The 12,194-nt window shown below is 70.5% G+C and carries 12 protein-coding genes; 6 read left to right on the plus strand and 6 right to left on the minus strand.

Annotation, left to right across the window (positions count from 1 at the left end; all coding sequences use genetic code 11):
* Positions 1-17: 17 nt before the first annotated feature.
* Together AOK23_RS18000 and AOK23_RS18005 are read left to right on the plus strand one after the other, a co-directional pair.
* Positions 18-1,271 (plus strand): exo-beta-N-acetylmuramidase NamZ family protein, encoded by a 1,254-nt coding sequence (locus AOK23_RS18000; protein ID WP_055713745.1) that lies wholly within the window; start codon positions 18-20, stop codon positions 1,269-1,271.
* A gap of 131 nt (positions 1,272-1,402) precedes the next feature.
* A complete protein-coding gene (locus AOK23_RS18005; RefSeq protein ID WP_055713718.1) occupies positions 1,403-2,773 on the plus strand; it encodes a hypothetical protein in 1,371 nt (456 codons plus the stop codon).
* Positions 2,774-2,812: 39 nt separating this feature from the next.
* Here the strand turns inward: AOK23_RS18005 and AOK23_RS18010 are convergent, their stop codons facing one another.
* Positions 2,813-5,647: a penicillin acylase family protein gene (locus AOK23_RS18010; protein ID WP_079049545.1), complete on the minus strand. Its 2,835-nt coding sequence runs from the start codon at positions 5,645-5,647 to the stop codon at positions 2,813-2,815.
* A 346-nt stretch (positions 5,648-5,993) separates the two neighbouring features.
* Here AOK23_RS18010 and AOK23_RS18015 point away from each other — a divergent pair, with 346 nt between their 5' ends.
* On the plus strand, positions 5,994-6,596 hold the full coding sequence (locus tag AOK23_RS18015) for a hypothetical protein (RefSeq protein WP_055521508.1): 603 nt from the start codon (positions 5,994-5,996) through the stop codon (positions 6,594-6,596).
* A gap of 111 nt (positions 6,597-6,707) precedes the next feature.
* Here the strand turns inward: AOK23_RS18015 and AOK23_RS18020 are convergent, their stop codons facing one another.
* Positions 6,708-7,229: a hypothetical protein gene (locus tag AOK23_RS18020; protein ID WP_055713720.1), complete on the minus strand. Its 522-nt coding sequence runs from the start codon at positions 7,227-7,229 to the stop codon at positions 6,708-6,710.
* A 134-nt stretch (positions 7,230-7,363) separates the two neighbouring features.
* On the opposite strand from AOK23_RS18020, the gene AOK23_RS18025 reads away from it, so the two are divergent.
* A complete protein-coding gene (locus AOK23_RS18025) occupies positions 7,364-8,440 on the plus strand; it encodes an RNA ligase (ATP) (RefSeq protein ID WP_055713721.1) in 1,077 nt (358 codons plus the stop codon).
* Between the two features lie 59 nt (positions 8,441-8,499).
* Here AOK23_RS18025 and soxR read toward each other — a convergent pair whose 3' ends face one another.
* Positions 8,500-9,000: a redox-sensitive transcriptional activator SoxR gene (gene soxR / locus AOK23_RS18030; protein ID WP_055713722.1), complete on the minus strand. Its 501-nt coding sequence runs from the start codon at positions 8,998-9,000 to the stop codon at positions 8,500-8,502.
* A 140-nt stretch (positions 9,001-9,140) separates the two neighbouring features.
* Here soxR and AOK23_RS18035 point away from each other — a divergent pair, with 140 nt between their 5' ends.
* Positions 9,141-9,602: a MaoC family dehydratase gene (locus tag AOK23_RS18035; protein WP_055539882.1), complete on the plus strand. Its 462-nt coding sequence runs from the start codon at positions 9,141-9,143 to the stop codon at positions 9,600-9,602.
* Positions 9,603-9,793: 191 nt separating this feature from the next.
* Here the strand turns inward: AOK23_RS18035 and AOK23_RS18040 are convergent, their stop codons facing one another.
* From AOK23_RS18040 to AOK23_RS52220, 3 genes are all read right to left on the minus strand, one after another.
* Positions 9,794-10,432, minus strand: coding sequence for a polysaccharide deacetylase family protein (locus AOK23_RS18040; RefSeq protein WP_107102807.1), 639 nt, complete (start codon positions 10,430-10,432; stop codon positions 9,794-9,796).
* Positions 10,433-10,536: 104 nt separating this feature from the next.
* Entirely contained in the window at positions 10,537-11,232 is a 696-nt protein-coding gene (locus AOK23_RS18045; protein ID WP_055713724.1) for a glycoside hydrolase family 11 protein, read from the minus strand.
* A 256-nt stretch (positions 11,233-11,488) separates the two neighbouring features.
* Positions 11,489-11,674 carry an ArsR/SmtB family transcription factor gene (locus AOK23_RS52220; protein ID WP_276205741.1) on the minus strand — a complete coding sequence of 62 codons (186 nt, stop codon included), beginning with the start codon at positions 11,672-11,674 and terminating at the stop codon, positions 11,489-11,491.
* A gap of 78 nt (positions 11,675-11,752) precedes the next feature.
* Between AOK23_RS52220 and AOK23_RS18050 the strand changes: the two genes are divergently transcribed.
* Complete coding sequence (locus tag AOK23_RS18050) at positions 11,753-12,190, plus strand: CocE/NonD family hydrolase (RefSeq protein WP_055713725.1); 438 nt, start codon at positions 11,753-11,755, stop codon at positions 12,188-12,190.
* Positions 12,191-12,194 lie beyond the last annotated feature (4 nt).

Here is a 12,194-nt window from a genome sequence, read left to right on the forward strand (position 1 = left end):
CCCCGGAGGTCACCCCCATGCGCCTCTCCCGCCGCACCTTCCTCGCCGCCTCCACCGCCGCCGCGGCCACCACCGCCTGCGCCTCCCCCGGCGGTGCGCCGCCCTCGGGGGAGACGGCCTCCTCGCGGCTGCGCACCGGTTTCGAGCGCCTGGCGGCCGGCGGCTACCGGCTCCTCGACGGCCGGCGGATCGGCATCGTCACCAACCCCACCGGGATCACCCGCGACGCCCGCCACATCGTCGACGTCATGCACGCCGACGACCGTGTGGAACTGACCGCGGTCTTCGGCCCCGAGCACGGCTTCCGGGGCACGGCCCAGGCCGGCGGTTCCGAGGGCCGCCACGACGACCCGGCGACGGGGCTGCCTGTGTACGACACGTACCAGAAGAGCGGTCGCGCCCTCGCGGACATCTTCACCGCCTCCGGGGTGGACACGGTCGTCTTCGACATCCAGGACGTGGGCGCCCGCTTCTACACCTACATCTGGACGCTGTACGACTGCATGGAGGCGGCCCGGCTCGCGGGGAAGCGCTTCGTCGTGCTCGACCGGCCCAACCCGGTGACGGGGCGGTCGGCACGGGGGCCGGTCCTGCACAAGGAGTTCGCGACGTTCGTCGGGCGGCAGCCCATCTCGCAGGCGCACGGGATGACGGTGGGGGAGCTGGCGCGGCTGTTCAACGGGGAGTTCCTGGAGGAGCCCGTACCGCTGGAGACGGTGCTGATGTCCGGGTGGAAGCGGTCGCGGTTCTACGACTCCTCGGGGCTGCCCTGGGTGCCGCCGAGCCCGAACATGCCGACCCCGGACACGGCGCTCGTGTACGCGGGGACGGGCCTGTTCGAGGGGACCAACCTCTCGGAGGGGCGGGGCACCACCCGCCCGTTCGAGCTGCTCGGCGCGGAGGGCATCGACCGGCGGTGGGCGGCCGCCGCGAACGACCTGGGGCTGCCGGGCGCCCACTTCCGGGAGGCGTACTTCACGCCCACGTTCTCCAAGTTCCAGGGGAAGACCGTCGGCGGCGTGCAGATCCACGTCCACGACCGGGCGGCGTACGACCCCGTGCGCACCGGGATCGGTCTGCTCGTCACGGCGAAGAAGGTGTGGAGCGGCTTCGCCTGGCGTCCGGACAACTGGATCGACAAGCTGACCGGGTCGACGCGGGTGCGCACGATGATCGACGCCGGAGCGGACACCGACGAGGTCGTGGCCGGCTGGCAGGAGGAGCTCGCGGCGTTCCGGAAGGTGCGCGAGGAGTATCTGCTCTACCGGTGACCCGCCCGGGCACCCGGCCGCACCCAGTCCCCGATATCCACGTGAAAGAGCCGTACGTGACGTATGGCCATCCTTCGCCGTTGGCAGGACCATGCGCCTGAACGCACCAACGGGGCCGAAGGGGGCTCGTCATGGCGGCTTCGGACATGAGCGTGACGCCCTACTGGGAAGTGACCTTCGACGCGGACGGTGACGTCGACACGGGGCAGCGGGACCGACTGCTCGACGGGGTGGTGCGGCGCGGGGTGGTGGACCTCGTCGTCTTCGCCCACGGCTGGAACAGCGACCGTTCCGGGGCCACCGGCCTGTACAGCAGGTTCTTCGCCCCGTTCCCGGCGCTCGTCCCGTCGGCGCGGCTCGGCTACGTCGGGGTGCTGTGGCCCTCGATGCGGTTCTCGGACGAGCCGATCCCGGACTACAAGCCGGCGCCGGCCCTGGCCCCCACCCGTCCGGCGCTCGACAAGCGCACCCGGCACGCGCTGCTGGAGGTGTTTCCGGGCCGGGCCACGCTCGTGGAGCAGTTGGCGCGACTGCTGGAGCAACGGCCGGACGAGAGCGCCTCGTTGGAGGAGTTCGGCAGGCTCGTACGGCTGCTGGTGGAGGTGCCGCCGCAGGGGCCGCAGGGCGCGTTCACGGCGGACACGCTGGCCGAGGGGGTGCCGGAGGGCACGCCCGGAATGCTGTGCGGGGACACGGCGGGGGTGTGCGCGGAGTTCGCGGCGGCGCTGGCGGAGGTCGAGGCGTCAGCCGACGCGGTGGCCGGAGCGTCCTCCGGCGCGTCCGCCACCGGACCCTCGGCCGTCATGACCGGTGCCGCCGTGCCGGGGCCGCAGGTGTGGGACGGTGCCCATGAACTGCTGCGCCAGGCCACGTACTTCGCGATGAAGCGGCGGGCCGGGACGGTCGGGGAGCGTGGGCTCGGGCGGCTGCTCGGGCAACTGGCGGAGCGGGCGCCGGACGTCCGGGTCCATCTCGTGGGGCACAGCTTCGGCGCGCGCCTGGTGTCGTTCGCGCTGCGGGGGCTGCCGCGCGGTGTGCGCACGGTGAAGTCGGCGACGCTGCTTCAGGCGGCGTTCTCGCACTACGCGTTCGCGGCGCGGCTGCCGCACGACCCCCGGGCGAGCGGGGTTCTGAACGGGCAGCAGAAGCGGGTCGACGGCCCCCTGGTGTGCTGTCACTCGCGGCACGACTCGGCGCTCGGCACGATCTATCCGCTGGCGTCCCGGATGGCGGGCGACGCGCGGACCGTGCGGGGCCTGAGCGTGAACAGTCTGCTGGGCGCGAAGTGGGGCGCGCTCGGCTACGACGGGATCCAGGCGGTGAAGGGCACCCGTTCGTTCCCGCTGTCCGCCGCGCTCGCCGGACGGCTGCCGGCGTCCGGGTGTGTGAACGTCGACGCGTCGGCAGTCGTCCGGCGCGGTGGTGCGCCTTCCGGCGCGCACAGCGACATCTGTCACCAGGAGCTGGCGCGGATCGTGCTGGCGGCGGGCCGGGTCGTCTGACCGGCCCGCCGCCGCACGGGAGTCACCCGCCGCAGGTCGTCACCGGTGCGAGGTGAACTCCACGACCTGCTGGAAGGTCGGCCGGTTCTGCCAGCTGATCTTGCCGTGCTTGATGCCTCCCAGGGTCCGGTGGATGATCGCGTCGGCGCACCACTGGTCCCCCGCCGAGCAGGACGCGTCACCGGGGTAGACCTGGGCGGCGGTCTTGCCGGCCGCCTCCTTGAGGGTGTTGATCAGGAGGGTGCGGCAGGCGCTGAGGGTGCCGTCGCCGCAGTACTTCCGGCCGAGCGGGCCCTGTACCGACTCACCGAGCACCGCGCGCATGTCCTTGTCGACGTAGCTCCACCAGCCGTACTGGAAGGAGCTGCCCGCGTGGGAGCCGGTCGGGCCGTGCGCGGCCGAGGGGGACTCGTCGACGGGGAGGTTGGCGGTCATCGCGTTGTACAGCTTGGTGCCGAGGCCGGGTTCGAACTCGGCCTTCACCAGCAGCGGCCACCAGGCGTCCAGGATGCGGATCGCGTCGGCGTCGGCGTAGGTCTTCGAACCGGCGGAGGTCTCCGTGCGCTTGGAGCCCGAGGTGACCCACGTCTGGAGCTTGCTGACGGCGGCCGCGGCGGCGGAGTCGGTGACGGGGCTGCTGTTGACGACCTTCAGCAGGTCGGGGACGACGTCCTCGGCGCGCAGGTCGACGAGGGCCGCCTCGGCCATGGCCTTGGTCAGGGAGGCCCGGGTGACCCCGCCGGCGGCGACGAGCCGCTTCACCCGGTCGTCGAGGAGGTTGCCGCGGTGGACGGAGCCGTTGCCCCAGGGGGCGGAGGGGTAGTCCTTGGCCTGCTTGTTGTTCCAGGAGATGTAGTAGTCCTGGTCGATGGAGTTGGGGTGTTCGGAGGGCGGGGTGTAGTCGGCGACGTTGGTGGCCGGGTTCCAGTCGCGCCACTCGTACGGGGCCCGCGCCCACGCGGGGAACTCGGCGTCGACGCCCGCGGCGCGCACCGGGTTGTCGCCGCTGTTGTAGTACGCGGTGTGCTGGGAGTCGGCGTAGAACCAGTTGAAGGTGTAGTTGATGTTCTGGACGGCCTTCTGGAAGGTCTCGGGGCCCTTCACGTAGTCCGGGTCGTTCAGCATCTGGAAGCCGATGATCGACTCGGCCTCGTTCATGTACGAGGAGCGCAGGGTGGTGTAGGCGACCTTCTTGCCGCCGACCGTGGCGCGGTGGGTGACGGGCCCGTACTTGGTGCGCCAGACCTGCATGCGGTACGAGCCGGCCGCGGTGGAGTCGGCGGTGGTGGGCTTCCAGGCGTTGGTCTGCTCGACCTTCTCCATCGGCGTGCAGGTGCCGTGGTACAGGTAGTGGACGTCGTCCTGGCACAACTCGACGGCGTACGCGTCGATGATGTCCTGGCCGGAGGTGGTGGCGCTCCAGGCGTAGTCCTGGCCGCGGCCGAGTTCGACGTACATGCTCAGGCCGGCGAAGGAGGCGCCGCGGGCGCTGAGGCCGGGACCCTGGATCTCCTGGAGCATCAGCAGCTGCGGGGCGAAGTAGCCGGTCTGGGGGCCGAAGACGGCGATGGGGTGGCCGCTCGCGGTGTGCTTGCCGCCGACGACGAGGGCGTTGGACATCCCGCGCCGGGCGGAGCTGAGGGCGCTCTCGGTGGCCTTGGACGAGACGCCCTTGGAGGTGGCGCCGGCCGCGCTGCCGGTGCGGTCGTACACCAGGGGTTCCTCGGTGACGGCGCCGTTGTCGGGCAGGGCCATGCCCTGCGGGTCGGCGGGCTTGGTGGCGTAGGGGAAGCTGCCGTCGTGGACGGTCAGGGCGGCCTCGGGGTCGTTGCGCTCGCGGAAGGACTCCCAGACCTTGGTGCCCTCGGTGACGCCGTACTTCTCCTGGGCGGCGAGCAGGGAGAGGGCGTTGTTGACCTCGCCGCCGCCGCCCGAGCCGAAGAGGGCGCCGATGACGGAGGCCAGGGCGACCAGGTCCGTGGCCTTGAACTTCTCTATGGTGCCGGCGTTGGTGATGGAGTCCTTGTGGCCGGTGAGGACGTACTCGCCGGGGAAGTAGCGGCCGCTGTCGGAGGCGTCGATGTAGGCGTTGATGCCGTCGATGTAGGCGTTGACGTCGGCCATGGCCTGGCGGCCCCGGTCACCGTTGGAGGCGACGGCCTTGTCTATCTGGGCCTGCAGATCGGCCTCGGTGTAGGGCGCGTGCCGCCAGAACTCCTGTTCAAGGCCCTGGTTGGAGGGGGCGCCACCGGCGAACGGGGTGAGCTTGCCGCGGCCGACGTGCCGGAAGACGTCCATCAGCCACAGCCGGTCCTGGGCGGCGGCGTAACCGGCGCCGAACTCGGTGCCGTAGCGGGTGGTGCCCGTGATGTGCGGCACACCGGTCTTCTTGTCGCGGACGATCGTGACATCGGTGCGTCCGGCGGGCTTCAGGGTGGAGGCGACCTGGTCGGAGGCGACGCCGAAGGACGCGTCGTTGAAGAAGGTGTTGAGGGTGGCGTTGGTGAGCCCGGAGTACCCCTTGGCGAGGTTGTTGTAGGGCCCGAGCTGGTTGCTCGCGTTCTCCGGCATGCTGCCGAACGCCTGGTTGAGCAGGATCTGCGCGAGGGTGGCGTTGCCGTTCTGGCCCGGCGGCAGGATGTCCGAGCACTGGCCGCCGCAGTAGTCGTTCGCGGCGGCCGCGGCGGCTTTGGTGTCAGCGGCCGCGGCGGCTTTGGTGTCGGCGGCCGCCGCCTGGGCAGCCGGGGAAAGAGGGGACAAAAGACCGGCAACGAGTGCGCATACGGAGGCGGCCTTGAGGAACTCCGGGATTCGACGGGGAGTTCTCACTCTGTCCGGTGCGTTGCGTGAGACGCGTGGGGTGTGCCAGGGCATGGCAGCTCCTCCCGAGGGGGGGTGGGGCCGGATGTTACCGCCGGTATCCCCCGCTTCGAAAGTGAACATGCGTCATCTTTTCGGAGCCGCCCACGGCCGCACAGGTGACGGACAGCGTGAACAGGTACTCAGAAGGAGTCGTAAGCAGGAAGAAGAAGTCGGCAATGGTCAGACACAGGCAGGAACGGTCCATGAACGGCTCAGTAGACGACTTATGGGGGTCATCGGAAATCGGATGGAGCCGAATCGCGTGTCGATACGTCTATTCGGCGACGTCGCGCGACGTTCCGAGGACGACGCCGAAGTGACCGAAGTACAGGTGCAGGTGTGACGGAGGTGCAGGGCGATGGCCGGTTTCCGGAGTCTGGCAAGACAGGTGCGCGATCCACGGTGTGATCTGGCACTGCGGCGTTATTCGCTGCGCAAGTGCCTGGAGAGGTTCGCCCCTTATGGGCATCGGGCGACCTGGGACCACTTGTGCTCCCGGGCCGGGTTCGGTCCCGAGGACCGCAACCCCGATCCAGCGCGGCTCGTGGCCGCACTGGACGAGTTGGAGGAGGCCCGCTCCGTCTGGCTCGACTACGAAGTGCAGTTCGCGCAGCGCCGCAAGAAGGAGAAGCACGACGGACTGCGCAGGCCGGGCAGTGTCGACGACTGGCACCGGCTGACCTGGGGCGGTTTCGGCGTCGCCTGGTGCGACGACCCGAAGGTCCACCCCGACGAACCCCTCGCTGAGGTGCTGCGCCGGCTGATCGCCGCGCTGGAGCGCGAACCGGGCTCGACCTGCCCGGTGTGCGACGGCGAGCGCCTCGTCTGGAAGTACGACCTGGCCCATGAACCTTCCGCGGGCCCGGTCTGCACGGAGTGCGGAATCGTGGTGCCACGACCGGTACTGACACCCGAGGCCCTGGCCGGGACCAGGCGCGTTCGGATGCTGGTGTCGGCGTAGCACGGCGGGGGTGCGCCGGGGATGCCGCACCCCCGTGCCGGTACGGCGTGACACCCACGGTGTCCGGGCCTCGCGCCGAGGACCGCGGCCCCCGCGGGCCGGTGCCGTCGGCTACGGCTCCTCGACATCGGTGTGGATGGCGAGCTTGAACTCGGCGAGGGTGAGCGGCGTGGAGCGTCTGGTGTCCCCCAGCCCACGCGCCGACACCTTCAGGCCGATCGGTGTGCCCTTGCTGACGAACATCTGCCACAGATACGTGCGGAACTGTCCGCCCCGGGTGAGCGCGCTGTCGGTGGTGGCCGTGGAGTCGTACCGCTTGTCGGTCATGTCGAGCGGGTCGCGCACGAAGCGGGCCCGGTACTCCAGCGTCTTCGGGTCCGCCTCCCAGAACACCATCGCGGAGAGCACCCCCCAGCCGTCGTGGCTGGGCCAGATCAGGCCGGAGCGCGGGTCGGGGAACTCCGACGGGGTGTCACCGCCGTTGGCCGGATCGTGCATGTTCCACGGGTCGTACGACTCCTCCGACACGCCGTAGGGGAAGCGCACCAGGTGGTAGCCGTCCGGGTCGTAGCTGACCCGCTGCGCCCCCGAGCGCGCGCTCTCCCACTTCAGCGAACATATGACGACGCTCATCGACGTTCCTCTTCGTACGGGCCCGGCGCTCCGCGGCGCGTGACCTTATCAGCAGCAAATTACGTCGCTCCACCCCTTTCCCGTAAGGACAGTTGGGGTCGATGAAACCGAGCTGAGCGCCCGAGGAGTGCCCGATGTCGACGCTGCGCGTCACCGCCGAAGTGCTGACGATCCATGAACACCCCAACGCCGACGCCCTGGAACTGGCCCAGGTGGGCCTGTACCGCGCCGTGGTGGCGAAGGGCGCCTTCCGCACCGGTGACACCGCCGTCTACATCCCGGAGCAGTCCGTGCTCCCGGCCGGTCTGATCGAGGAGCTGGGGCTCACCGGACGGCTGGCCGGCTCCGGGGCGGACCGGGTGAAGGCCGTACGGCTGCGGGGCGAGCTGTCGCAGGGCATCGTGTGCCGGCCGAAGGCGCTGGCCGACGTGGATCTGACGGCGGCGGTCGCCGAGGGCACCGACTTCGCGGAGCGGCTCGGCATCGTCAAGTGGGTGCCGCCGATCCCGCCCACGATGAGCGGCGAGGTCGAGTCCGCGCCGGATCTGCTGCCCTGGGTCGACATCGAGAACATCCAGCGCTACCCGGACATCTTCACGCCCGGCGAAGCGGTGGTCCTCACCGAGAAGCTGCACGGCTCGGCCTGCCTGATGACGTATCTCGCCGAGGACGGCCGCGTCCAGGTCTCCTCGAAGGGCTTCGGCGCCAAGTCCCTCGCGCTGAAGGAGGATCCACGCAACCTGTACTGGCGCGCCGTCCAGGGCCACGGGGTCCCGGAGGTCGCGGCCCGGCTCGCCCGACGGCTCGGCGCGCGCCGGGTCGGCGTCTTCGGCGAGGTGTACGGCGCCGGGGTGCAGGACCTGACGTACGGCGCCGACGGCCGCCGCGAGAGCCTCGGCTACGCCGTGTTCGACGTCTCCGCGGAGATCGACGGCCGGGTCCGCTGGCTGGACACCGCGGAGCTGACCGACCTGCTCGACGGTGAACTGCCCCTCGTACCAAGGCTGTACGAGGGCCCGTACGCCGTCGACCGGGTGCTGGAGGTCGCCACGGGACGGGAGACCGTCTCCGGGCGGGAGATGCATCTGCGTGAGGGCGTGGTGATCCGGCCGGCCGTCGAGCGGTACAGCCCGGTGACCGGCGGACGGGCCATCGCGAAGGCGGTCAGCCCGGCGTATCTGACCCGCAAGGGCGGCACCGAGTACGAGTGAGGGGCCCGAGGGCCCTGTGGGCCCACAGGGGCTTCGGGCCCACGGGGCCCTCGGGGGCGCTACTCGGCGGCCGTGCCGCTGCGCGGCTCGGCCGTCGGGGCGGTCCGGTGCTCGACCATGAGCCGGGAGCCGGTCTGCCGTTCGCCGAAGGCGTCGTCGGGGTTGGACAGCACGCAGGTGGCCAGGGACAGACAGCCGCAGCCGATGCAGTCGGTGAGGTGGTCGCGGAGCCGGTTGAGCTGCTTGATCCGCTCGTCGAGCTCGGAGCGCCAGGCCTCGGACAGATGCGCCCAGTCCTCCCGGGTGGGCGTGCGCTCCTCGGGCAGCTCGGCGAGCGCCTCACGGATCGTGGCGAGCGGGATGCCGACCCGCTGCGCGGCCCGGACGAAGGCGACGCGGCGCAGGGTGTCCCGGCTGTAGCGGCGTTGGTTGCCCGCGGTGCGGCGGCTGCTGATCAGCCCCTTGGACTCGTAGAAGTGCAGGGCCGAGACGGCGGCACCGCTACGGGCGGACAGCTGGCCGACGGTCAACTCGTGGATCTTCTCAGGAATCTGGGGCACCCCTCCGAGCCTACCCACCCCGGGCGGTGCCGCCGTCCGTTGACAGGAGTCGCCCGTCCGACCATGCTAAGCAGTTGCTTAGGCATATGGGACAGGGTTGACGCGGATGCGGTGGCATCCGGGATGCGGGAGGCCGGGACATGGCAGAGCCGAGGATCTTCACGTCCGCCGAGGAGCTGAAGGCGGCGGTGGGCGAGCAGCTGGGGTACAGCGACTGGCTGGAGGTCGACCAGAAGCGGATCGATCTGTTCGCGGAGGCCACCGGCGACCACCAGTGGATCCACGTCGACCCGGAGAAGGCGGCCGCGGGACCCTTCGGCACGACCATCGCCCACGGTTATCTGACCCTGTCTCTGCTGCCGTTGTTCGTGCCTCAGGTGCTCAAGGTCGACAACGTGAAGATGGGCGTCAACTACGGCACCAACAAGGTGCGCTTCCCCGCGCCCGTCCCCGTGGGCTCCCGGCTGCGGGCGACGGCGACCCTCCAGGACGTCACGGAGGTCGGCGGCGGTGTGCAGGTGACCGCCGCGGTGGTCGTGGAGCGCGAAGGCGGGGACAAGCCGGTGTGCGTGGCGGAGTCCGTGTCGCGCTACTACTTCTGAGCCGGCGCCGGGGCACTGCCGAGCCGGTGACGGGGCCTTGCCACGCTGGTGACTCGGCTTCGCTGAGCCGGTGACGCGGCTTCGGCGAGCCGGTCATGTGGCGCGGCGGAGGTGAGAAACCGCCGCGCCACGGGTACCGCTGTTCGCACCGGTCGGGCGTCACCCGCCGGGGCGGACCGCCGTCACCGGGCTCAGGGAGCCACGGCGCGTCCGGTCTGGGGCGAGATCCGCCCGGCGCACAGGCCGCGGGCGGCCAGCGTCTGCGCGATGCGCGGGATCGCCGCACGCGTGTTCGCGGGCCCGTCGTGCATGAGGATGACCTGCCCGTTGGTGAGCCGGCCGACGGACTGCACGATCGCGTCCGCGCTGGCGTTGTTCCAGTCCTGCGAGTCGACGTTCCACAGGATCTCGGTCAGGCCTCGCCGGGCCGCGACGGACTTCACCGTCGCGTTGGTGTCCCCGTACGGCGGCCGGAACAACTGCGGAGTGCCGCCGCCCGCGTTCGCGACGGCCTGCTGGGTGCGGGCGAGCTCCGAGTCGATCTGCGCCGTGGAGAGCCGGGTGAGATACGGGTGCGTGTAGCTGTGGTTGGCCACCCACATCCCGGCGGAGACCTGGGCGCGGACCTGGGCCGGGTTGGCCGCCGCGTTCTGGCCCGTGTTGAACATCGTGGCCCGCAGCCCGTTCTGGCGCAGCGCGTTGAGCAGGGCCGAGGTGTTGCCGGTCGGGCCGTCGTCGAAGGTGAGTCCGACGTACCCGTTGCAGGCGGCGGCCCCGGTGGCCCCTGCCGGTGCGGCGGTGCCGGCGGTGAGGGCGCCCACGGCGGCCATCACGACGGCTGCCGGGAGCGCCACCAGGGAACGTAAGGACCGGCGTCGGGAGGGCCGCGCCGACGGATGTGCCGACGACTGTGCCGGGAACGGAGCGGTCATCGTCAACCGCCGACCGTGATGCTGGAGTTGCCGCTGCTCTGGTAGCCCTCCGTCGCCATGATCATGTAGTAGCGGAAGTTGCCCAGGGGCATTCCGGCGCGGCCCCAGGCGTCGAAGTGGTTGCCGGTGGTGATGCTGCCGCCGGTCCGCCTCTGCTGACGGACGCTCCAGTACTGGTCGAAGGTGCGGTTGCCCTCGACGGACGGGGCGTTGTACCGCGTCGTCCGGTAGATGTCGTACGTGCCGCCGTCGCTGTTGACGGTGCCCCGGTAGTTCCCCGTGGGCCGGTAGTTGCCCCAGTTGTCGACGATGTAGTACTCGACGAGCGGGTTCGACGTCCAGCCGTAGAGACACAGGTACGCGTTGCCCGACGGGTTGAAGCTGCCCGAGTAGGTCACCGTCCTGCGGGAGCCGTTGCTCCAGCCCTTGCCGCAGACGAAGTTGCCGGTGTTGCGCCAGGAGGTCCGGTAGGCGCCCCCGTTGGCCAGCGTCATGGAGACGGACCCCGGGGAGTCGGTCCAGAACGAGTAGTAGAAGCCACTGTTGGTACCGGTCTGGTTGCTGGTGACGACCGTGTCGGCGTGGGCGGTGCCGGGCAGTGTGAGCGTGGTCGCGGCGGCCAGCGCGGTGGCGCCGACGCCGCCGAGGAACAGCCTGCGGCTGGGGGTGCCGGGCACGGGTGCGGGTGCGTCGTTCATCTGGCGTGCTTCCTCCCTCTCGTGGGGCCCTGTCACGGGGGAGTGTTGAGCTGCCCCTGTCAACTGTCAATGGTTTCGGCAATGATCCCGAAACATTCGCCCGGCGGATCTAACCAAAGAGGTGCCGTACTACCTGCTCAGAGGCGGTTGATGCCACCCGGAAGAAATACTTTCCCCAAGGCCTCGGAATGCGAAGATCAAAGCCCGACTCGTGCACTTCGAATGTTTCGAAGGTTATGTCGAACCATGCCGGCGGTCATCTGGCCACGGTCGCGAGGACGTCGTCGCCCAGACGCCGGACGACGTCCGTGGCGAGCCGGTGGCGTACGAGCTTGCCGTCGCGGGTGGAGCGCACCAGACCGGCGTCCCGCAGGGTCCGCAGGGCCCGCGAGACCTGGGGTTCGGTGGAGCCGAGCCGGGCGGCGAGCTCCGAGGTGGTGATGGGCTCCGCCGTATCTGCCCCTGGACTCCCGCCCGGACGTGATCAGTCTCCAGCACTCCGCCCCTGGAACGGGACCTGGTGCTGGCCGGCCCGGTGTCGGCGAGGCTCCACATCTCCACCACTGCTCCGGACACCGACTTCACCGTCAAGCTGATCGACGTCCACCCGCCCAACGCCGACTATCCGCACGGCTTCGCGATGAACCTCACCGACGGCATCGTCCGCTGCCGCTTCCGGCATTCCTCCGAGTGGCCGGAGCCGCTCGTTCCGGGTGAGATCCACGAGGTCGAGGTGAGGGCCCCCGACACCGCCAACCTCTTCGCCGCCGGTCACCGCATCCGGCTGGACGTCTCCTCCAGCAACTTCCCCCGCTTCGACGTGAACACCAACACCGGGGAGCCGGAGACGACGAGCCGTCGCACGGTGGTGGCCACGAACACCGTGCACATGGACGCCGAGCACCCCTCCCACCTGCGGGTGTGGCTGGAAGGGGGAGCGGACGGGCTCGTGACGTGAGGGG

It is taken from the genome of Streptomyces torulosus (assembly GCF_001419765.1).
Lineage (GTDB): Bacteria > Actinomycetota > Actinomycetes > Streptomycetales > Streptomycetaceae > Streptomyces > Streptomyces torulosus.